At 58.7% G+C, this 21568-nt stretch carries 16 protein-coding genes; 8 read left to right on the top strand and 8 right to left on the bottom strand.

Annotated features, from left to right (window positions below; genetic code table 11):
• Positions 1-498: 498 nt before the first annotated feature.
• The 5 genes from edd to FS819_RS01650 all read right to left on the bottom strand — a co-directional run bounded on the left by edd (position 499) and on the right by FS819_RS01650 (position 7576).
• Positions 499-2316 (bottom strand): phosphogluconate dehydratase, encoded by a 1818-nt coding sequence (edd, locus tag FS819_RS01630; RefSeq protein ID WP_156548610.1) that lies wholly within the window; start codon positions 2314-2316, stop codon positions 499-501.
• 143 nt (positions 2317-2459) lie between these two features.
• Positions 2460-3158 carry a 6-phosphogluconolactonase gene (gene pgl, locus FS819_RS01635; RefSeq protein ID WP_156548838.1) on the bottom strand — a complete coding sequence of 233 codons (699 nt, stop codon included), beginning with the start codon at positions 3156-3158 and terminating at the stop codon, positions 2460-2462.
• Positions 3159-3171: 13 nt separating this feature from the next.
• Positions 3172-4641 carry a glucose-6-phosphate dehydrogenase gene (gene zwf / locus FS819_RS01640; protein WP_156548609.1) on the bottom strand — a complete coding sequence of 490 codons (1470 nt, stop codon included), beginning with the start codon at positions 4639-4641 and terminating at the stop codon, positions 3172-3174.
• A 162-nt stretch (positions 4642-4803) separates the two neighbouring features.
• A complete protein-coding gene (locus FS819_RS01645) occupies positions 4804-6087 on the bottom strand; it encodes an NAD(P)/FAD-dependent oxidoreductase (RefSeq protein WP_156548608.1) in 1284 nt (427 codons plus the stop codon).
• Between the two features lie 70 nt (positions 6088-6157).
• Positions 6158-7576, bottom strand: a complete 1419-nt coding sequence (locus tag FS819_RS01650; protein WP_409050056.1) for a glutamine synthetase family protein — start codon at positions 7574-7576, stop codon at positions 6158-6160.
• Between the two features lie 146 nt (positions 7577-7722).
• On the opposite strand from FS819_RS01650, the gene FS819_RS01655 reads away from it, so the two are divergent.
• From FS819_RS01655 to FS819_RS01685, 7 genes are all read left to right on the top strand, one after another.
• Complete coding sequence (locus tag FS819_RS01655; RefSeq protein ID WP_156548606.1) at positions 7723-8910, top strand: BaiN/RdsA family NAD(P)/FAD-dependent oxidoreductase; 1188 nt, start codon at positions 7723-7725, stop codon at positions 8908-8910.
• Between the two features lie 388 nt (positions 8911-9298).
• The gene (locus FS819_RS01660) at positions 9299-9445 is read left to right on the top strand and encodes a hypothetical protein (RefSeq protein WP_156540775.1); all 147 of its coding nucleotides are present in this window, start codon (positions 9299-9301) and stop codon (positions 9443-9445) included.
• 332 nt (positions 9446-9777) lie between these two features.
• Positions 9778-10638, top strand: coding sequence for a LysR family transcriptional regulator (locus tag FS819_RS01665; protein WP_156548837.1), 861 nt, complete (start codon positions 9778-9780; stop codon positions 10636-10638).
• A 257-nt stretch (positions 10639-10895) separates the two neighbouring features.
• The gene (locus FS819_RS01670) at positions 10896-13424 is read left to right on the top strand and encodes a methyl-accepting chemotaxis protein (protein ID WP_156548605.1); all 2529 of its coding nucleotides are present in this window, start codon (positions 10896-10898) and stop codon (positions 13422-13424) included.
• 419 nt (positions 13425-13843) lie between these two features.
• Complete coding sequence (locus FS819_RS01675; protein ID WP_197434197.1) at positions 13844-14959, top strand: LysR family transcriptional regulator; 1116 nt, start codon at positions 13844-13846, stop codon at positions 14957-14959.
• Positions 14960-15115: 156 nt separating this feature from the next.
• Positions 15116-15667 (top strand): GNAT family N-acetyltransferase, encoded by a 552-nt coding sequence (locus tag FS819_RS01680; RefSeq protein ID WP_197434198.1) that lies wholly within the window; start codon positions 15116-15118, stop codon positions 15665-15667.
• 168 nt (positions 15668-15835) lie between these two features.
• Entirely contained in the window at positions 15836-17029 is a 1194-nt protein-coding gene (locus tag FS819_RS01685) for a TCR/Tet family MFS transporter (protein WP_156548601.1), read from the top strand.
• Between the two features lie 40 nt (positions 17030-17069).
• Here the strand turns inward: FS819_RS01685 and FS819_RS01690 are convergent, their stop codons facing one another.
• On the bottom strand, positions 17070-17330 hold the full coding sequence (locus tag FS819_RS01690) for an SMc00767 family acetate metabolism repressor (RefSeq protein ID WP_060719226.1): 261 nt from the start codon (positions 17328-17330) through the stop codon (positions 17070-17072).
• A 134-nt stretch (positions 17331-17464) separates the two neighbouring features.
• Complete coding sequence (aceA, locus tag FS819_RS01695; protein ID WP_070166362.1) at positions 17465-18754, bottom strand: isocitrate lyase; 1290 nt, start codon at positions 18752-18754, stop codon at positions 17465-17467.
• Positions 18755-19003: 249 nt separating this feature from the next.
• On the opposite strand from aceA, the gene FS819_RS01700 reads away from it, so the two are divergent.
• Positions 19004-20413 carry a helix-turn-helix domain-containing protein gene (locus FS819_RS01700; RefSeq protein WP_156548599.1) on the top strand — a complete coding sequence of 470 codons (1410 nt, stop codon included), beginning with the start codon at positions 19004-19006 and terminating at the stop codon, positions 20411-20413.
• Between the two features lie 28 nt (positions 20414-20441).
• Here FS819_RS01700 and FS819_RS01705 read toward each other — a convergent pair whose 3' ends face one another.
• Positions 20442-21431 (bottom strand): hypothetical protein, encoded by a 990-nt coding sequence (locus FS819_RS01705; RefSeq protein ID WP_156548597.1) that lies wholly within the window; start codon positions 21429-21431, stop codon positions 20442-20444.
• Positions 21432-21568: the final 137 nt, after the last annotated feature.

Genomic DNA, 21568 nt, shown 5'->3' on the forward strand with positions numbered 1-21568 from the left:
GAGAGGATGCAGCGCATCTTTGAGCTTTCGTATAATATAGGTAGCAGTAACGCCCTCGCATTGTTGTGGGCGCAGTTGCATCGCAATAGCCATGGCTCTTTGCCAAGAGCAGCATTGCATATATCATCATTGGTTGAATCGGCTGCCCGTGAAAATCACCTAGGGTTGTGAATTCATTTGACCTAGAGAACATGATGCTATGAGTGCGTCCTTAGACAACTCTGGTCGGCATCATAAACTTGACGTACAACAAGGCTTGACTGTGATGCCGGTCGAGTTCGCCGGTCATGCTCCCATGATTTTCGCCCACAGGGTCATCGCTTCTGAATGCTATTCGCGATGATGGCTGCTGCATAATTCCTTAAATTGGAATCGATTAAGGAGAAAATTATGCAGCAGATTTAAAGCGTTACAGCGCCGTGCGTTTTATAAAACGCACGGCGCTGTAACGTCTCTTGTTTTCGGAAAAACTGGTTTCCACTTTTCCTAAGGCAAACTCTAGAACAGCACGCTGGCACCCTGGTCTGCGGGGCCTGCAATCCGGCGCAGCGGGGCAAACAGTTCACGTCCCATGCCGAAGTCATTATCCGCCAAGTCGATGACTTCAGGGCTGCGACCGGCAAATTCCGCGGCATCGACAAGCACTTCCAGCGTTCCGGCCACGGCATCGAGACGGATCATGTCGCCATCGCGGATCTTGGCAATTGGCCCGCCATCGACGGCTTCCGGCGTGACGTGAATGGCGGCTGGCACCTTGCCAGACGCGCCGGACATGCGTCCGTCCGTCACCAGCGCCACCTTGAGGCCACGGTCCTGAAGCACGCCAAGCGACGGGGTCAGTTTGTGCAGTTCCGGCATGCCATTGGCTTTCGGCCCCTGGAAACGCACCACGGCAATGAAGTCGCGGTTCATCTTGCCGGCCTTGAAGGCATCCTGCATGTCCTGCTGGCTGTGGAACACCATGGCAGGTGCCTCGACGATGTGGCGCTCCGGCTTGACGGCGGAAATCTTGATCACCGCCTTGCCCATATTGCCGGTCAGCATTTTCAAGCCGCCATTCGCCTGGAACGGTGCTTCGATCCGCGACAACACTTTCGGATCGGCGCTCTCTTCGGGCGAGGGCTGGCGGTCTACGGTGCCGTCGGCGTTCAGATGCGGCTCGATCGTATAGGCGGCAAGCCCCTGGCCATAGACGGTGCGCACATCATCATGGACGAATCCGGCGCGCAGCAATTGCTTGATCAGAAAGCCCATGCCACCGGCGGCGTGAAAATGGTTCACATCCGCAGATCCGTTCGGATAGACGCGGGCGAGAAGCGGAATGATGTCGGAGAGGTCGGAAATATCCTGCCAGCTGAGCAGAATGCCCGCCGCACGGGCCATGGCGATCAGGTGCATGGTGTGATTGGTGGAGCCGCCCGTGGCATGCAGGCCGACCACGCCATTGACGATGGAGCGCTCGTCGATCATCTCGCCTGACGGCGTATAGTCATTGCCAAGCGCGGTAATCGCCAGCGCCCGCTTGGTGGCTTCACGGGTCAACGCATCGCGCAGCGGCGTGCCGGGATTGATGAAGGAGGCACCGGGCATGTGAAAGCCCATGATTTCCATCAGCATCTGGTTGGAATTGGCGGTGCCGTAGAAGGTACAGGTGCCGGGTCCGTGATAGGATTTGGATTCGGCTTCCAGCAATTCGGCCCGGCCCACCTTGCCCTCGGCATAGAGCTGGCGAATCCGGGTCTTTTCGTCATTCGGCAGGCCCGTGGTCATCGGCCCGGCCGGAATAAACACGGAAGGGAGATGACCGAATGTCAACGCAGCAATCATCAGGCCGGGGACGATCTTGTCGCAGACGCCGAGAAACACCGCCGCGTCGAACATGTTATGCGACAGGCCGATGCCAGCCGCCATGGCGATCACATCGCGGGAAAACAGCGAAAGCTCCATGCCGGGCTGGCCCTGTGTGACGCCATCGCACATGGCGGGTACGCCGCCTGCCACCTGTGCGACGCCGCCCACTTCGCTGGCCGCCTGACGGATCAGGGACGGATAGGTCTCAAACGGCTGATGCGCCGAGAGCATATCGTTATAGGCGGTGATGATACCGAGATTGGGGACGGTGTCGCCAGCAAGTGCGGCCTTGTCCCCGGGGGAACAGACCGCAAAGCCATGGGCGAGATTGCCACAGGCTAAAGAGCCACGGTTCACGCCCTTGCCAGCGGCCCGGCGAACGCGATCCAGATAGGCTTCGCGGGTCGGCTTGGAGCGCTCGACAATGCGCTTGGTGATGGTTTCGATACGGTGATCGGCACTCATGGAAAGCATCCTTCCTGAAAAGGGCAGGGGCGGCGACCTTGGCGCTTGTTAAAGCGCTGCGGTCGCCCGCGCTATTGGGCCTCGTTCGTCAAGGCCGCATCGCTTTTGATACCAGCCTGGCTATCAGGGCGTTCTGATCGAGATCAGGGCGCCCAGTAAATATCGACAGGCGTCTCGGCCCGGGCCAATACGGCGCGAACAGGCATTTCGGTCTCGTCCGTGCCTGCCAGCGCCTTGTCCAGCACCGCCTGTTTTTCCGCGCCTTCGATATGGACGATCAGCAGACCGGCATCGGCGAGACTGGAAAAAGACAGGGTCAGCCGTGGCTCGCCAGCACCCGGCGCTTCCATGGTGATCACTCTGGGCGGAAGCGTCAGATCAAGCGCGTCTTCCAGATTGTCGCCACCGGGAAAGAACGAGGCGGTGTGGCCATCGGTTCCCATGCCGAGGATAACCACGTCGAGTGGCGTGCCGAGGTCGGACACCGCGTCGCTCGCCACCGCAGCAGCAGCCTCGATGGTCTCTTCCGGCGAATAGAGCGGCACGAATTCGGCCTCGGCGGCCTGGTTTTTCAACAGATGCGTGGCGACCAGCAAATGGTTGGAGCGGGGATTGTCCTCAGGCACGAAACGCTCGTCGACCAGCGTCACCGAGACCTTATCCCAGTCCAGCGCCTTTTGCGACAGCGCCTCGAAGAAGGCCTTGGGGGTGGACCCGCCGGAGACGGCCAGCGACGCTGCACCGGAGGCGGTAATTGCCTCCGTCAGCGCTGCGGCCACACGGTCGGCCAGCGCTGTTGCCAGCGCCGCGCCAGTGTCAAAGCTATGCAATGTATGCGCCATGATGCCAATGCCCTCAGTCATTCTCGTGCCAGGTGCGACCGTCACGCTCGATCAGCGCGATGGCCTGGCTCGGACCCCAGGTGCCGGACGTATAGCCCTGCGCCCGCTGGCCAATTTCTTCCCAGCTCTTCAGGATCGGATCGACCCAGTTCCAGGCCGCTTCCACTTCGTCGCGGCGCATGAACAGCGTCTGGTTGGAGCGGATCACGTCCATCAGCAGCCGTTCATAGGCGTCCGGATTGCGCACGCCGAAGGATTCGGCAAAGCTCATATCCAGCGGCACATGACGCAGGCGCATGCCGCCCGGACCTGGGTCCTTGATCATCAGCCATTGCTTGACGCCCTCATCCGGTTGCAGGCGAATGACCAGCTGGTTGGCCTCGATACGGCCGACATCGCCGAAGATCGAATGCGGGATCGGCTTGAACTGGATGACGATTTCCGAAACGCGGCCCGCCAGACGCTTGCCGGTGCGCAGGTAGAACGGCACGCCCGCCCAGCGCCAATTGTTGATCTCGGCCTTGATGGCGACGAAGGTTTCCGTGTCGGATGTGTCGCCCAGCTCTTCCGTGTAACCCTTGACCGCACCGCCTGCCGAAGCCCCGGCTTTGTACTGGCCGCGAACGGTCATTTTTTCGACATTGGAGGCATCAATTGGCTTCAGCGCCCGCAGCACTTTCAGCTTTTCGTCGCGCAGCGCCTCTGAGTTCATCGAGGACGGGGCTTCCATGGCGACGAGGCAGAGCAATTGCAGGATATGGTTCTGCACCATGTCGCGCAACGCGCCTGCCTTGTCGTAATAGGTGACGCGGCCTTCCAGCCCGACGGATTCGGCCACGGTGATCTGCACATGGTCGATATGGGCGGAATTCCACAGCGGCTCATAGAGCGCATTGGCAAAGCGCAGCGCCATCAGGTTCTGCACGGTTTCCTTGCCGAGATAATGGTCGATGCGGAAGATCTGCTCTTCCTTAAACACCTTGCCGATTGTGTCGTTCAGCGCCTGCGCCGAGGCGAGATCGCGGCCGATCGGCTTTTCCACCACGATGCGGGTGGATTTGGTGATCAGCTTGTGATCGCGGATCTTGTCGGCAATATCGCCGAAAATCGACGGGGACACGGCGAGATAGAAGGCGCGTACGATGTCCTTGCCGGTGTCCAGCAGCTTTTTCAGCGTATCCCAGCCCTTGTCAGCCTTGGCATCGACCGAGACGTAATGCAGCCTGTCGAGAAAGCGCTTGACCTGGCTCTCTTCCAATTCATCGGGCTTCAGAAATTCCTTCAGGGCCTTATGAGCGAATTCGCGGTATTCCGCGTCCGTCATCGGCGAGCGGGACGCCCCGATGATCCGGGTCGGCTCTGTGAGCTGGCCGGCCAACTGGCGGTGATAAAGGGCCGGCAGAAGCTTGCGCTCGGCAAGATCCCCGGTGCCGCCAAAGACGACATAGTCAAAGGGTTCGACAGGAATAATCTGGCTGCTCATACGGGCATCTCTCATTCATGGCCATCGGCTAGGCTGATGGGCAAGGCTGTTGGATCGGGTTATAATTCAATCGATTTAAAAAAGCCAGTCCTAGCGTTTCTAAAACGCCCCACCTTTCTAAAACGCTTCACCTTCTAAAACGAAAGCGTGAATAGCGTTCCTTCAAAAACGGTCGCGCAGGGCATACCAGCTGAGCGCCAGGAACAGAAGCGGCGAGCGTAGCCGGGACCCGCCTGGGAAAGCCGGAACCTTTAACTCCTTCAACAGGTCCAACTCGCTGGTTTCTCCCAGAACCGATTTGGCAAACAGCGTACCGCAATAGTTTGACAACATCACGCCATGGCCGGAATAACCCGCGACGGAAATCACCCCCGGCATGACCTCGCGGGCAAAGGGTTGGCGGTTCATGGTGATGCCGACCGAGCCGCCCCAGGCATGGGTCATTTCGATGCCATCAAGGGCCGGATAGATCTCGGTGATCTGGCGGCGGATATGGTCGGAAATGTCGCGCGGGCTGTCGGCGGTATAGGCCTCGCGTCCGCCAAACAGCAATTGCCCGTCGCGGGTCTTGCGGAAATAGCGCACCACGAACCGGCTGTCGGCGACCGCTTCCGAGCCGGGCAGGATGTCCGGAAAATCCTTGAGCGGCACGGTGGCACCAATGAAGGAGCGGATCGGCATGACATGGGCCGCCGTCACCGGCTCCAGATTGCCGATATAGGCATTGGTGGCGATCAGCACATGGCGGGCGGTAATCGTGCCTTTCGGCGTTTCGATCATGGTTCTGCCGCCGCTTTGGGCAATCGATGTGGCCTTGGTCATTTCATGCAGGCGGGCACCGGCATTCTTCGCCACCTTCGCCAATCCCACCAGCAGTTTCAGCGGATGGATATGGCCGGTGCCGATGTCGCGGATGCCGCAGTAATAGGCGGAAGAGCCAAGCCGCGCCGCCGTTTCCTCGCGGTCCATGAAATGCATATGCGGATAATTGAACCGTGTGGCGGCAATCTCGACGCTCTTGCGATACTCCTTGTCCTTGCCGCGCTTGTGCTCGACATTCAGCTGGCCGGGCATGAACTCCATGTCGATCTGGTGCTCGCGGGCAAAATCCAGAATATAGCGCTTGGCGTGTTCGGCCATATCGAACAGCGCCTTGGCGCGCTCAAAACCAAATTCGGCTTCAAGCTCCTCCGGCCAGGCGCGCTGGCCGGTGCCGAACTGGCCGCCATTGCGCCCCGAGCCACCATCACCGAACCGACCGCCTTCGATCAGCACCACGCTGACCCCGGCGCGTGCCAGCGTATAAGCCGCCTGCAAGCCGGTATAGCCGCCGCCGACAATGGCGACATCGGTGGTGGTCGAACCATCCAGCGGTTCGTATTCAGGGCGTTCGCCCACGGTGGCCTGATACCAGGAAAGGCCGGGTGCAATCGGGCTTTGCCACATGCGAAGCTCCTTTTTGAACGCTGCAAGGCGGCCCGCCTGGGACAAGCGGGCGCCATGACAGCTGTATGGATCAGACGTTCAGCAGCAGGAATTCACGCTCCCAGGGACTGATCACCTGCATGAAGGTCTCGAATTCGCCGCGCTTGACGCCCGCATAGATATCGATGAAGGCGCGGCCGAACACGGTTTCGAAATCCGGCTCGCTTTCCAATAGGGCGACGGCTTCCAGCAGGCCGCGCGGCAGCTCGATGGAGCCTTCATTGGCGGTATCGGCCGTCGGTGCGGTCGGCTCGATTGCTTTCAAGATTCCGAGATAGCCGCAGCCGAGCGAGGCGGCCAGCGCCAGATAGGGGTTGGAGTCCGAACTCGGCAGCCGGTTTTCCACCCGCCGCGCCGCCGCATCGGAAATCGGCACCCGGAAGGCCGTGGTGCGATTGTCATAGCCCCAGGCATTGTTAACCGGGCAGGCCATATCGGGCGTCAGGCGGCGATAGGAATTGACATAGGGCGCCATCATCACTAGCGAATTCGGCACATATTTCTGCATACCGCCGATGAAGTGGAAAAATTCTGACGACGGCGAACCATCGGCCTTGGAGAAGATATTGCGGCCGGTTTCGATATCCACCACCGATTGGTGGATATGCATGGCAGACCCCGGCTGGCCCTGCATCGGCTTTGCCATGAAAGTCGCGAAGATCCCGTGCTTCAGGGCGGCTTCACGAATGGTGCGCTTGAACAGGAAGACCTGGTCGGCCAGCTCGATCGGATCGCCGTGCCGCAGGTTGATTTCCAGCTGGGCCGGGCCTTCCTCATGAATCAACGTGTCGATTTCCAGGCCCTGCTTGGCCGAGAAATGGTAGATATCATCGATCAACTCGTCGAATTCGTTGATCCCGGCAATCGAATAGCCTTGGCCGCCGATGATCGACCGGCCAGACCGGCCTTTCGGCGGATGCAGCGGGTAATCCGGGTCCTCGTTCTTGGCGACCAGATAGAATTCGATTTCCGGGGCGACGACCGCCTTCCAGCCCTTTTTCTCATAGAGGCTGAGGACGTTCTTCAGCACGTTGCGCGGCGTATAGCTGACATCCTCGCCTTCGGTGCCGACAATGTCGCAGATCACCTGCGCGGTCGGATCGGTCTCCCAAGGCACGACCGACAGCGTCGAAAGGTCCGGCAGCAGCTTGATGTCGCTATCGCGGCTGTCATAGCGGAAATTGCCGGTTTCATCAGGATATTCGCCTGAAATCGTGTGGCGATAGAGCGCTGATGGCAGGGCCAGCGAGGTATTGCTGGTGAATTTCGAGCTCGGCATCATCTTGCCGCGCGGCACACCGGCCAGATCCGGCGTGATGCATTCGATATCCTCGATGCCGCGGGAGCGCAGCCAGGAGGCCGCTTCTTTCCAGGTCTTGACCCCGCGTGTCGGGCTGATATCTGGGGGAATGCCTGCTTTTTTGGACGCCGCGCCCTTGGGTCTGAGCATTGTCTTTTTTGCAGGCATGTCTCACCGGATCTGTGTTGATAATGATGCCATCATATCCGCCTCGCTGGAATTGGCGAGGGTGAATATGCAATTGACATCGCTTTGCCGATCGAAAACACAACAGACATGGCGATGATGACGAGGACATGACATTGGAAAAACGGGTGGATGTGGTGGTGATCGGGGCAGGGGCCGCCGGCATGATGGCGGCGATCCGGGCTGGCCAGCGGGGCCGGTCTGTGGCCGTGCTTGATCACGCCAAGGCGCCGGGCGAAAAGATCCGCATTTCCGGCGGCGGGCGCTGCAATTTCACCAATGTCAATGCCGGACCAAAGAACTACATCAGCGCCAATCCGCATTTTGCCAAATCGGCGCTGGCCCGGTTCACGCCCACCGATTTCATCGCCATGGTTGAGCGCCACCGGATCGGCTGGCATGAAAAAACCCTTGGGCAATTGTTCTGCGATGACAGCGCCAAGGATATTATCCGCATGCTGCTGGAAGAGATGCGCGCCGCCGGTGCCAGGCTGCATTTGCAGACCGACATCCGCGCCGTGGAAAAGACGCTGGACGGTTTTCGCGTCGAGACCTCTGACGGCACCATCGCCTGCCAATCGCTGATCATCGCCACCGGTGGCAAATCCATCCCGAAAATGGGCGCAACCGGCTTTGCCTATCGGCTGGCCGAACAGTTTGGCATTGACCTAGTCGAGACCCGCCCGGCATTGGTGCCGCTGACGCTGGAGCCGGGACTGCTGGAGGAACTGGCGCCGCTGTCCGGCATGGCTGTCGATACACGGGTGCGTCATGGCAAGACCGAATTTCGCGAGGCACTGCTGTTTACCCATCGCGGTCTAAGCGGCCCGGCCATCCTGCAAATCTCCTCCTATTGGCGCGAGGGCGAGGCAATCACCCTGTCGCTGCAACCGGAGCTGGATTTTCTGGATCTGCTGAAAACCGCCCGACGCGACAATGGCCGTCAGGCGGTGCAGACGGTTTTGGGCCAATATCTGCCGAAGCGGTTGGCGCAATATTGGACCGAGCGCCATGGACTGGAAAAGCCGCTTGCCGACCTGTCCGACAAGGTTTTGGCAAGCATTGCTGATGCCTTGCGCAACTGGCAGATCAAACCGGCGGGATCGGAAGGCTACCGCACCGCCGAGGTGACCCTGGGCGGCATCGATACCCAGGCGCTGGACTCCAAGACCATGCAGGCCAAGGCGGTGCCGGGTCTTTATTTTATTGGCGAGGCCGTCGATGTGACGGGATGGCTGGGTGGCTATAATTTTCAATGGGCCTGGGCGTCGGGCCATGCAGCGGGCCTTGCGGCGTAATATTTGTCATCCTAGTGGAATGAATTTGACATTTGATACCCCCTTGCGGCACCGTCGAGGATCAAATGTCAAATTCTTAAATTCCACTAGAAACAGAGACTTGCTAGTGGTCCTGAAGATTCCGACATTTGCTCTCGAGGGTGCTGCAAACGGATGCAAATGTCGGAATCGGACCACTAGCGCGACGATACGATTTGTTTACCGCAATTGTGTCCTGCATGGTCAAGTCTTGCGTCACGCCGCATTCCCGCCACCATCTTTCAATAGTTGTTAATATACCTCAGTCATCGTGATCTTCCGCCTCGTTGTTTTGCTGTTTTTCGGGACGGGTTAGGGTTACGATCAAGGTCGGGGTGATTCCCCGCTTAACTTTTGGAAAGTGCTGCCAATGAACAGACCCATCCGGAAGGCCCGCGCCATTGCTATCGCCAAGGCGCGTGACGATCAGAACAAACTTATCCTGCGCAGCGCTGGCCTCGGCCTGATGGCCTGCTTCATGGTCTATGGCCTGATGCTGATTGGCGTTATCGGCTGATCAGACCTCTGCGCCTGCGGCAAAGCGGCGACTGTCGCTTCCGCCTGCGCGTGCACATCTTCCGGCGCACACCTGCGGCGCTTTCGCATGTCGAAAACTCGGGTAACGATCCGGCTTAGGCGCGGCCATGATGGCTCACTGTAAAAGCTGTAAAACGCATCCTCTTGCTGGGCTGGCGTTACTGCATGATGGTTCATCGCCTCCCGTCGTATGGTCTCCTGAAAAGCAAGCAATCCGATAAAGTCCATGATCGTCTTCTCCAGTGTTGTGGAGAAGGCTAGCGTTTCATGGATGATGGATATATCGCCAAGTTTGCGCTATATCGTTCACCCATGAAAAACCTGCCCTGGGATACCTATCAACTGTTCATCGATGTGGCGCGCAATGGCGGGCTGACGGGGGCTGTGCAATCCACCGGCCTCAGTGCCGCCACCCTTGGCCGCCGGATGGTGGAGTTGGAGCAAAAGCTGGGTCGTATCCTGTTTCACCGCGCCCAGACGGGGTATACGTTAACGGTGGATGGTCGCGCCCTGCTCGATCATCTGAAGTCCTTTGAGGCGGCGGAGCGCGGCATTGATCTCTGGCGCCAAGAGGCGTCGCAGCCAGCACTGGTGCGGGTGACGGCGGGAACATGGATTGCCTGGCTGATCGCTCAAAACCTGCCGAAGCTGTGCCGGAGCACTGATCGCTTTCGCCTCGATTTGCATATTACCGAAGAGCGCGCAGCCCTTGCGCATCGCGAAACCGATATTGGTATCCGGGCTTTCGAGCCACAGGAGAGCAATCTTGCCAGAGTCCCATTCGGCGAGGTTGCCTACGCGGCCTATCGCCACCGCCTTGCCGACGAACTGCAAGCCCAACCCTGGATCGCGGTAACGCAGGAGGCGGCAATCTCGGCCTATTTGAAATGGCCGCATCAACATAGGGCCGAGCAGATCCTGATCACCGTCAACCGCCCGCGCTCCTTGAAAGATATGGCAGTCTCGGGCATGGGCCTTGCGGTCCTGCCGTGTTTTATCGGTGATAGCCATCCGCAGCTTCAGCGAGTTGACGAGGAGATTACCGAATTGCGCCATCGGCAATGGTTGGTCACCAATAATGACGACCGCCACAGAAGCGAAATCCGCGATTGCGCCGGGCGTTTGGTTACCCTGATGAGAGATTGGTCGGATGCCTTCGCCGGGCGGCGATAGAGCTGAAACCACCTGTCTCGAATAAACGCATAGGGATTTTAAATCAATAAAAGCAACTTAAGGTTTATTTTCTTGTGTCGAAAATAGAATCTTATACAAAGTCCGTTGCTTTTTAGAACGAAGTGATCGTGCATAACTATAAGTCGAAATAGAATATTCAGAATTTCTTCAGACCCCCATGCAAGAAAAGAAAGGCGGCAATTATATTCGTTTATTCGAATTAATTAATTTCGCCCTTTGTTTTCGGGGGTTTGGCTATGCTATTTGATCGTCTACTTTCTCGGTGCAAGATTCAGACCAAGGTTCTGGTCTTCATCGTTCCGTTTGTTCTCAGTATTTCGGCCGTTGGTCTGACCGGCTACTACGCATCGCGTATCCTGCAAGGGCAGATGGACGTCACCAATAGTGTGGTCAACACGCTGAGTGGTTTCAAGAATGTCTATGCGGCGATGACGGCTTTCCTGCAAAAGACGACGGATGCATCGAAAACGGCGCTGGATCAGGAGCTGAATAAGCAGTTGACCAGTTTGAAGGCCATGCGCACCTCGCTTGACGGTCTGAGCGGCGCTGCCCAGGTCGATGCGGCGATTGCCGGAACGGAATCGATTGCCGGCCAGGTCAAGCGCCTGTGGGATTTGGATCATGGCGCGGCGGATCTGCGTGCGGCCCTGGAGGCCGATACCCAGCAACTGTCCAGCCAGCAAAGCGACCTGCTTTCCTATTCCACCAGTGTCCGCGAGGCGCTGGCCAAGGATGAAAATCAGGCCAAGACCATGTTGCGTGATTCCGACCGGCTGACGCGCGGCGCCAATCTGATTGCCGATCTTGTCACTGATTTCAACAGCGCCACCGCCGCGGAGGCGAAGATGGAGCTGGTCAAGACGCGGATGCCGGAGCTGAAAAAGGCCGTGGCCGATATCGCTGCCGCCTTGCCAGCGGAACAGGCCGTGCTTGGCACATCGCTGACCGACACCGTTCAGCTTTTGTCCTCTCAGGTCGAAATCGGCGTGACCAATGACACGACAGTTGGCGCAGCCGAACAGGCGATCAACTTGATGCGTCCGGTGTCCATCCGCTTGCAGGGCGCGTCCACCCTGAAATCCCGGCAGGCGACGGCGGTGTTTGGCACTCTTGACCAGCCGATTGCCGAAGCGACAGCTTTGCTTACCGCAACACGTCAGCTGGTGGATATCAGCAATGGGGTTGAGCTGCGTAGTTCGCGGTTCCTGGCGGCGGCATCGGCGGATGGTCTGCAAAAATTGCAGGCCTCGCTTGGCACCCTGAAGCGCCGTGCCACAGCCATGGCCAAGGACCCCAATGTTAGCGCCGACATTAAGACGAAGCTGGCGCAGATTGGCCCGTTGACGGATGCTATGGGCGATAAGGCCACTCAGCTGGTGGCCATGGATGGCCAGAAAACAGCCGCCTTCCTGGCCGCCGCACGCGATATCGACGCCATCTGGTCGCAGCTCAGCGATTTTGCCGCCTCGCAGCGCCAAGTGGCCGATGCGCAGAGCGCCTCTGCCGATACCATGTCAGCGCTGGCTCTGCTGGCGGGCGTCGTCATCGCCATTGTCGCTGGCATTGGTCTGATCGCCACTTTCAAGGGGCCGATCAACCAAATCACCGCCGCTATGCGGCGCCTGGCATCCGGTGATCTCGAGATCGAGATTGCTGGTGGCGCGCGTCCCGATGAAATCGGCGATATGGCCCGCGCGCTTGGCGTATTCAAGGACAATGCCGAGGCGAAGATCCGCGTCGAGGCGGAGGGGGCGCGGGTTCGGGCTGAAAGCGAGGCTGAGCGCGCCCGCAACGATGCGGAAAAGCAGCAGGCAGACCAGGACGTGCAATTTGCGGTAACGGAACTGGCCGCCGGGCTGGAGCGCCTCGCCAATGGTGACGTCTCCGCCACGCTGGACCATCCCTTTGCCGGACGCATGGAACAGTTGCGCAGCGATTTCAACCGCTCGCTGACCCGGCTGAAGGAAACCATTGGCCTGATCCAGGGCAATGTCACCGCCATTCAAGGCAATGTGCAGCAGATGGCCCATTCCTCCGACGACCTGTCGCGCCGCACGGAAACCCAGGCTGCCTCGCTGGAAGAAACCGCCGCCGCCGTCAACGAAGTCACCTCCAATGTCCGCCAGGCTGCCAACAAGGCGCGTGAGGTCAATGAGATCGTTGGTGAAACCCGTGGGAATGCCGAGAAATCGGCTGTCGTGGTCGGCAATGCCGTCTCTGCCATGGGCCGGATCGAGGATGCCTCAAAGAAGATCGAGCAGATCATCAGCGTCATCGAAGAAATCGCCTTTCAGACCAATCTTCTGGCGTTGAATGCCGGTGTCGAGGCGGCCCGTGCGGGTGAGGCGGGCAAGGGCTTTGCCGTCGTCGCCCAGGAAGTGCGTGAACTCGCCCAACGCTCTGGCCGCGCCGCAAAAGACATCAAAACGCTGATCAACACCTCCACCGAAGAGGTCAATGCCGGAGCAAGGCTGGTGCAGGAAACCGGTGCTGCCCTGACCGTCATCAGCCAGCAGATCGCCACGATCAGCACCCATGTCGAAGGCATAGCCGCCGCCAGCCGCGACCAATCGGCAGCCCTTGGCGAAGTCAACAGCGCCGTCGGCCAGATGGACAGCCTGACCCAGCAAAACGCCGCCATGGTCGAAGAAACCTCCGCCGCCAGCCGCATGTTGGCCGACGAGGCGGATCAATTGGTGGGGCTGTTGCAGCAGTTCAAGCTGGAGAATGGATCGCAGCCGGGGCATTGGGATCGGGCGGCTTGAGGGATATGGTGTGAGGTTACGGGCGCCCGGTTGAGAGGCCGGGCGTTTTTTATAAGCGTTTGATGTGAAATGATAAGCGACATATCTGAGAGCAAGAGCCGTTATTGATTACGTTCGCCGTTTTGGCTCCGCCCCCCTCATCCGGCTGCCGCCACCTTCTCCCCGCTGGGGAGAAGAGGGAAAGAGCCGCAGCGCCTGTTGTTTCCTCGCCCCAGCGGGGAGAGGTCCGGCGAGCATAGCGGAGGCGGGGTGATGGGGCGAGCGGGCGCTTACGTTTACTAAGCGCGAGGATATCCTTGCCCGGCGGTGCAGACGGGCTGAACCGGCTGTGAATGCGATTGCTTTGCGCCAATGGCGGAAGCGTTTTGGCCAGCGTGTCAGACGTTACAATTTCGTCACCAACGGTTGAAGCTTTGCCAATGGGCCTTCTCAAAGGGAAGCTCAAGGCCGACATCACTATAGAGGGTTATTGGAGGTTCCGCGCACCGGCGACTTCTCCAGCGCCGTATCAATCGATAGATAATCCTCATGATTTTCTCCAAAACCTGTTAGGTTCCGTCAATGATCACGGGAGTTTACGGGAAATGGAAACAAAGTCTGACCATGCTTATCATGATGAATTTCGATGGATGCGTCGTGGGATACCGTCGTGGTCGATCCTGTTGTCATTCGTCGAGGTCGTACAGTCTGGAAGTGTAACGAAGACGGCAGCGCGGCTTCATTTGACGCAAAGCGCCGTTAGCCACCATATTTCTCAGTTGGAGGGCTTTGTAGAACAGCGACTGTTCGAGCGCTCAGGTAAGGCGATGAAGCCAACGGCGAACGCGCGAGCGCTTGCCTTCCAACTGCAAGGCCAGCTTCGCGGGGTCTCAGACGCATTGGAAGCCGCCCGCCCACAATCCCGGCATAATGATTTGCATGTGGTCGTTGCGCCCGAGCTTTATCGCTATTGGCTTGCCCGCCGGCTTGACGCCTTCCTGGCATTGCATCCGGAAATTTCGCTTCGGCTTAGCCAAGACTATCGACGCGATGTTTTTTCCGATGGAGGTGCAGACGTCCAGATTCGCTTGGCTCAACCTGTGCAAGGTCAAGGCGGGTTTGCGCTCTCCGCCGACGAGGAGTTTGCAGTGTGTTCGCCGACGCTTTCCGAACAACTTCCCCCGCGAAACGCTTTTGCCGCCGCTCCGTTTTTAACCCATGCCGACGCCTATCATACCAGGCTGGATTGGCGACGCTGGATGCTGGAACTCTTCGGCATCGAAGGCGCAGATTGGATTTCCGAATATCTTGCGAAAATGGTGGTCTTCCCCACTTTCGACGAGATGTTAGATGCGTGTCGGCGGGGAGAAGGCTTTGCTCTGGTGCGGTCCATACTTGCGGTCGATGAAATCTCCTCTGGCCAATTGGTCAAAGCCGTCACCGAAAGTCTCTCCGCAGAAATGAACTACCATGTGGTCTATCCAAGCAACGGAACCCTCCATCCACCGGCAGCGCTTTTTGTAAAGTGGTTGCACGGTCAGGCGCGGACTTCCTGAATGCTGGATGCAAGGCTATCGCGTCATAGCCCGCAACGTCATAAAGTAATTTAGGATCGAGAGGCTGACTGCCGATGACCACTTCATCTCCTAACGTAGCTCTCTAGATCGTTTAAGTTTTGCGACCTGTGACCACAAGGAAAGGAATGCTGAAAAGTGGCTGTCATACACACCGATCGTCTTACTCTCACGCCCTGCCTTCCAAGTGACAGAGCAGACTTTATCGCACTTGAACTCGATCCCGAGGTAATGCGCTTTCTCAATGGTGGCGCGGTGAACCATGAGACGATCGAGCCGGAAACTGTAACATTCCTGATGCCGCGTGGAACGGAACCACACGTGTGGACCGTGCGCAGACGCTGCACCGGTGAATTTGTCGGATGGGTTTGCTTGTCTCCCGCAAGCGATACCGTAGCCGAGATCGGGTATCGCCTATGTCGGAAGGAGTGGGGGCAAGGGCTTGCTTCGGAAGGGGCCTTGGCTCTTTTGGGGTGGGGCTTCAGCAAAGGCGGTTATGAGAAAATCATTGCGACCACCATGACGGTGAACATCGGCTCGCGCCGGGTCATGGAAAAGATCAACATGACTTATGTTCGCACCGATTACTATGATTGGCCTGATCCTATTTCTGGAAGTGAACAAGGCGACGTGGTGTACGAAGTGAACCGCTTGGACTGGTTCAGTCGCAGTGTCCGCATGACCGCTTAGGGCCGAAAGCGGACGAGACCTGAACGCATATTCAAAATTTATCAGGCCCAACCGCAAGCCGCCGCCGTCTTCTCGGCGCTATAAACCTGCCCACTCTTTCTTCGCTCGTATCTCCGATCACAAAACCGCATCGCACTTCTGCTGGAAATGCTGTAACCGGAATGCGCTATGAACAAAGCTCTCGTCGTCATTTTCGCCACCGTCGCTCTCGATGCGGTCGGGTTTGGCCTTATCTTTCCCATTTTGCCGGCTTTGTTGCGGGAGGTGACGCATATTCAGAATGTGGCGCCTTATATCGGCATGTTGGTGGCGCTTCATGCTGTCATTCAGTTTATCTTTGCGCCGATCCTGGGATCGCTCAGTGATCGGCTTGGTCGCCGACCGATCCTGTTGATTTCGCTGGCGGGGGCGGCGGTCAATTATCTGTTTCTCGCCTTTGCCGACAATCTCTGGCTGCTGCTGCTGGGGCGTGCCATTACCGGGTTGACCAGCGCCAATATGTCGGTGGCGACGGCCTATGTGACGGATATTTCGCCGGAGGATCAGCGGGCGCGGCGCTTTGGGCTGTTTAATGCGATGTTCGGCCTGGGCTTCATCTTCGGGCCAATTATCGGCGGGGCGCTGGGGGATTATTGGCTACGGCTGCCGTTCATTGCCGCTGCGGTGCTGAATGGTGGCAATCTTCTGCTGGCGTTTTTCGTCCTGCCGGAGTCCCGCATCCCGACGCGGGAGAAACTCGATCTGGCGGCCATCAACCCGCTGCGGCCTTTGCGCTGGGCGTTTTCGCTGAAAAACCTGCTGCCGATGGTCATCCTGTTTTTCCTCTTCAGCCTGACCGGCGAGGCCTATGCCACCTGCTGGGCGCTGTGGGGTGGCGATGCGTTTCAGTGGAGCGGGCTGTGGATCGGCCTGTCACTCGGCGCGTTCGGCATCTGTCAGGCGCTTGCTCAGACCTTTCTTCCTGGCCCGGCGGTCAAGCTGTTCGGCGAGCGGGTCGCCATTTTGATCGGCGTTTCCAGTGCCTGCTTTTCGCTGGCCGTCATTGCCTTTGCAACGGAAAGCTGGATGGTGTTTGCGATCATGCCGGTTTTTTCCTTGAGCGGCATTGGCGTTCCGGCCCTGCAATCCTTGGCGACCGCCCAGGTCGATGCGGACAAGCAAGGCCAATTCCAGGGCGTACTGGCCTCGGCCCTCAGCCTTGCCGCCATTATCGGTCCCCTGGCGTTTTCGAGTGTTTACTTTCTCATCAGGGATTATTGGCCGGGGGGCATCTGGATGTCGGTCATTGCCGTTTATGCCATCAGCGTCCCCTTGGTTCTGGGCCTGCGCCTCAAGACTAAAACCAGCGGGAAAGCAGTTTAGCCCGGCCTCCCAGCCGGGCTAAACTGCTTGCCATTTCCTATCAGGCGGCCTTGATGCCCTGAGCGGCAATCCCTTGGGTGACCACGACCGGGATCAACAGATCGCCCCAGTTTCCATCGCCGCCATGGTGGCGGGCGGAGCGGACCAGCTCGACGGAAACACCAGCTTCAACAGCTTTCATGACGGAATGGTTCAGCCGGTGCAGATCATTGGCCAGCATCCGGATCAGCGCCTGCTGGTCGGCATTCATGGCGGTTGCCTGTTCTTCGGCACGTTCTTTAACGCGGGTCTGGGGTGTCATGGCATTGCTCCTCTTATGTCTGGGGTTTTTGAAAGGGATTCCCCGCCCGAGACCGGGCGGGAATTGCGATAAAGGCAGCCGTTAGTTTCGGACTGGCCAAGGCGGTGGATATCAGCAGGACAACGGCCCAGAACTCATTCAGCAGCAGGGCGGAACTGGTCATGTTCGGTCGACTCCTTCATGGCTGTGGTTGAGGACGTGCCACCGGAAATCGCCATGGAAACCGCATCGAAATAGCCGGTGCCAACTTCGCGTTGATGCTTGGTGGCGGTGTAGCCATTGGCTTCTGCGGCAAATTCCGCCTGTTGCAGCTCGGAATAGGCGGCCATCTGCCGGTCCTTGTAGCCACGCGCCAGTTCAAACATGCCGTAGTTCAGCTGATGGAAGCCCGCCAGCGTGATGAACTGGAACTTGTAGCCCATGGCACCGAGTTCCTTCTGGTACTTGGCAATCGTCGCGTCATCGAGGTTCTTTTTCCAGTTGAACGATGGCGAGCAATTATAGGCCAGCTTCTTGCCCGGATGCACTTTATGCACGGCCTCCGCGAATTTGCGGGCCTGTTCCAGATCCGGCTTGGAGGTCTCCATCCAGATCAGATCGCAGTAAGGTGCATAGGAAATGGCGCGGGCAATGCAGGGCTCGATGCCGTTTCGCACCTGATAGAAACCTTCGGCGGTGCGGCCCGCATCATAGTCCACAAAAGGCTGGTCGCGCTCGTCGATGTCAGAGGTCAACAGCTTGGCGGCCTCCGCATCGGTGCGGGCAATGATCAGCGTTGGCGTCCCCATCACGTCGGCGGCAAGCCGGGCGGCGGTCAGGTTGCGGATATGGGCAGCGGTCGGGATCAGCACCTTGCCGCCCAGATGGCCGCATTTCTTCTCCGACGCCAACTGGTCCTCATAATGCACGCCCGCCGCACCCGCCTCGATAAAGGCCTTCATGATCTCAAAAGCATTGAGCGGCCCGCCAAAGCCTGCTTCGGCATCGGCAACAATCGGTGCAAACCAGGTTTCAACGGACAGGCCCTTGCCTTCCTGAGTTTCGATCTGGTCGGCCCGTTGCAGGGTCTTGTTGATCCGCTTGGCCAGTTCCGGCGCCGCATTGGCGGGGTAGAGCGACTGGTCGGGATACATGGAGGACGCGGTGTTGGCATCCGCCGCAACCTGCCAGCCGGAAAGGTAGATGGCCTTCAACCCGGCGCGCACCATCTGCATGGCCTGATTGCCCGACAGCGCTCCCAGCGCATTGACGAAATCCTCCTGGCCGATCAGCTGCCACAACCGGTTCGCGCCCATTTCCGCCAGCGAATACCGGATCTCCACGGAGCCGCGCAGCCGCTTGACATCCTCTGCCGAATAGGTCCGCTCGACGCCATCGAAACGGCCCTGCGGTGCGGAGGGAACGAGTTTGTAAAAATCAGTCATGGCAGTCTCCTCTTGTCGTTTTCATGCAGGAATACCGCGCTCCTCTTGCTGCTTTCCTGCTGGTCTGATGTGACTTGTTTTACAATGCGCTGCAAAAAATCCCAAGAAAAAACGATAAAACAACGGGTTGAAAGAGGTTAGGATGTCTTGTTGTTTACAAATGAGCGATGTAATATTGTAAAAATTGTAAATAATGCTGTAGCGCCCTAAGGGGGTCGATTTTTGTAAATTCCTGTCGGAGGGGCTGATATGGCCGACCATAAGATCTTTGCCGGGCCACGGGTGCGACGGGTGCGCAACGGCCTGGGCCTGACCCAGACGGCGATGGCCGAGGCGCTGGGCATTTCGCCGTCCTACCTCAATCTGATCGAGCGCAACCAGCGACCGCTGACCGTGCAATTGCTGCTGAAATTGGCTTCGGTCTACAAGGTCGATCTGGAGGAATTACAGGGCGATGCGGGCGGCGGCTCGGTGCCATTGCGCGAAGTGTTTGCCGATCCGCTGCTGGCTGGAGAAATTCCGGGCGATCAGGAGTTGATCGAGTTTGCCGAGGCCGCCCCCAATGCCGCCAGCGGCGTGGTCAAGCTTTACCGGGCCTACCGGGAGCAGGCCAAGCGCCTGTCGGATCTTGCGGAATTGCTGGCCCGTGAGGGCCATGAAACGGCGCTGGCCGGGGCGCGGCTGCCGATGGATGAAGTGCGCGACGTGCTGGAGCGCCGCAGCCTGCATTTTCCCCTGATCGAGGCGGCGGCGGAAGCCTTTTATGCGGCGCTCGATCCGGGCGATGGGCTGGAGGCTGCGCTGAAAACCTGGCTGCGCACCCAACACGGCATCGTCGTGCGGGCGCTGCCTGTGCATGTCATGCCGCATCTCGGGCGGCGCTATGACCGCCATTCCATGCGGCTGTTCCTGTCGGAACGGCTGTCGCCCTTCGACCAGTTGCGGGAAATGGCCATGGAAGCCTGTCTTCTTGTGATGGGCGAGGAGATCCGCGCCGAGCTGGAAACTCTGGCCCTGACCTCAAATGAAGCACGCCGCATCGCCCGGTTCGAGTTGGCGCGCTACGCAGCGCTGGCGCTGATCATGCCCTACGGCGCTTTTCTGGCTGCGGCGCAGCGGGCGCGTTATGATGTGGACGTGCTGCGCGCCCGGTTCCGGGTGTCATTCGAGCAGGCGGCCTCGCGGCTGGTCACATTGCAACGGACGGGCGCTGCGGGCATCGGGTTCTTCATGATGGAGATCGATCATGCCGGTAATATCATCCGCCGGGCTGGCGGGCAGGGCTTTCCGCGCGCCACGTTCGGCGGCCAATGTCCGAAGCTGAACATTCATGCGGCCTTTTCAGAGCCCGGACAGGTTCTGGTCGAGCCAGTGGTTGCTCCGGATGGCGTGGGTTTTCTCACCGTGTCGCGCACGTTGGAAGGGCCACAGGCGGGCTTTCAGCAGCGGGTCCGCCGCACGGCCCTGCTGCTCGGCTGCGATCTCGTTCACGCACAGGACACCGTCTATGGCGAGGCGCGGATGGCGCCAGTGGAGATCGGCCAGGCCTGCCGAATCTGTGAGCGACAGGCCTGTCTTTCCAGGGCCGAGCCGCCGATGACGCGGCCACTCGGATTGGACGAAATGACGGCGGGATTAAGCGCCTTCGATTTCCAGTGACGGCTCCCAGTGAGGGGGCGAACAAACTCTAGGCTTTAATCACTGCCAGATAGGATTGCACGTGGCCTCCCGTGGTCATGATGCCCATCAGATTGTTGTCGATCACCGTATTGCCGGTTGATGGTCCATCGCTGGTTGGATAGGCGACCGGAACCCATTTGGCGTCGGTAAAGGTTCCGTCGCTATTGCGACCGATGGTCACGAAAGCGGTGTCCTGGTCCGACATCGCAGCCAGGCAATAGCCACTCTCTATGGCGCTGATGCCTTCGAAATGGGTCACCAGCTCTGGCTTGCCCTGATAGCTGTAATTCTTGACATTGCTGATCTTTTTCGTCTCGGCATCGTAATCCAGCACGAAGCCGACATTGATTCCGGTTGCGCCCTTGTAGCCGCCGACGATCGTATAGGCATTGCTGCCGTCGCCGCCATTTTGCCAGATGCCATAGGCGGTGGTGAGCGGCCCGAGGCTGAGCCTGGAGAAGCTTTGCGTGCGGATATCGTAAATGAAGGCGGCTGCCGAGGCAGCCTGCCCGGTAATATCGAAATTGCCGACCACCAGGTCGCCCATGGTGGAATGGGCAATGGTATAAAACACTATCCCACCGGCAACATCCTTGGGTATGTCGAGCGCCGTCCATTTGCCCGAACCGTCGAAGGCGCCTTCATACATCATGCCATGGTCGGCAGTCGGATCGGAGGCCTCAGCATATTTATAGCTGCCGACGGCACGCACATTTCCCTTGCCGATGCCAGGATTGAACAAAGGTGTATTCGGACCGTAAAAGGTCGATGTCGTCACCGTCTGGCCTTTGAAAACGGGGGTCAGATAGGCATAGCCCGAGCTGTCGGTGGGAAACAGCGGCCCGCGATAGAGAAGCGCCTGCGATTGCGCACCTTGGGTCGGCTGGTAATTTCCGGTCAGCACGACCGGCTGGTCGGTGCCGGCATCCTGGCGTACACCGGTCACGAATTGGCCTGCGGAAAAAATGGTCTGGTATGTCACATTGGCGTCGCTCATTGTATCTACCTTTGATTGAATTTTAAAATAATATAACCATAAGATGTTTTAAAAAGATTGACAGTTGGTTATTGAGGGGAGCTAGCCGGGCCGCATGTCATGAAGAAGATGGTCCTGCCGCTTCAACCAGCCGGTGC

The sequence above is a fragment of the Allorhizobium sp. Av2 genome (genome assembly GCF_021462805.2).
Lineage (GTDB): Bacteria > Pseudomonadota > Alphaproteobacteria > Rhizobiales > Rhizobiaceae > Allorhizobium > Allorhizobium vitis_G.

Bases quoted from the DNA above. Each gene is read 5' to 3' on its own strand.
- edd (WP_156548610.1), bottom strand. From the start codon at position 2,316: ATGAGTGCCGATCACCGTATCGAAACCATCACCAAGCGCATTGTCGAG.
- pgl (WP_156548838.1), bottom strand. From the start codon at position 3,158: ATGGCGCATACATTGCATAGCTTTGACACTGGCGCGGCGCTGGCAACA.
- zwf (WP_156548609.1), bottom strand. From the start codon at position 4,641: ATGAGCAGCCAGATTATTCCTGTCGAACCCTTTGACTATGTCGTCTTT.
- FS819_RS01645 (WP_156548608.1), bottom strand. From the start codon at position 6,087: ATGTGGCAAAGCCCGATTGCACCCGGCCTTTCCTGGTATCAGGCCACC.
- FS819_RS01650 (WP_409050056.1), bottom strand. From the start codon at position 7,576: ATGCTCAGACCCAAGGGCGCGGCGTCCAAAAAAGCAGGCATTCCCCCA.
- FS819_RS01655 (WP_156548606.1), top strand. From the start codon at position 7,723: ATGACATTGGAAAAACGGGTGGATGTGGTGGTGATCGGGGCAGGGGCC.
- FS819_RS01660 (WP_156540775.1), top strand. From the start codon at position 9,299: ATGAACAGACCCATCCGGAAGGCCCGCGCCATTGCTATCGCCAAGGCG.
- FS819_RS01665 (WP_156548837.1), top strand. From the start codon at position 9,778: ATGAAAAACCTGCCCTGGGATACCTATCAACTGTTCATCGATGTGGCG.
- FS819_RS01670 (WP_156548605.1), top strand. From the start codon at position 10,896: ATGCTATTTGATCGTCTACTTTCTCGGTGCAAGATTCAGACCAAGGTT.
- FS819_RS01675 (WP_197434197.1), top strand. From the start codon at position 13,844: ATGGGCCTTCTCAAAGGGAAGCTCAAGGCCGACATCACTATAGAGGGT.
- FS819_RS01685 (WP_156548601.1), top strand. From the start codon at position 15,836: ATGAACAAAGCTCTCGTCGTCATTTTCGCCACCGTCGCTCTCGATGCG.
- FS819_RS01690 (WP_060719226.1), bottom strand. From the start codon at position 17,330: ATGACACCCCAGACCCGCGTTAAAGAACGTGCCGAAGAACAGGCAACC.
- aceA (WP_070166362.1), bottom strand. From the start codon at position 18,754: ATGACTGATTTTTACAAACTCGTTCCCTCCGCACCGCAGGGCCGTTTC.
- FS819_RS01700 (WP_156548599.1), top strand. From the start codon at position 19,004: ATGGCCGACCATAAGATCTTTGCCGGGCCACGGGTGCGACGGGTGCGC.
- FS819_RS01705 (WP_156548597.1), bottom strand. From the start codon at position 21,431: ATGAGCGACGCCAATGTGACATACCAGACCATTTTTTCCGCAGGCCAA.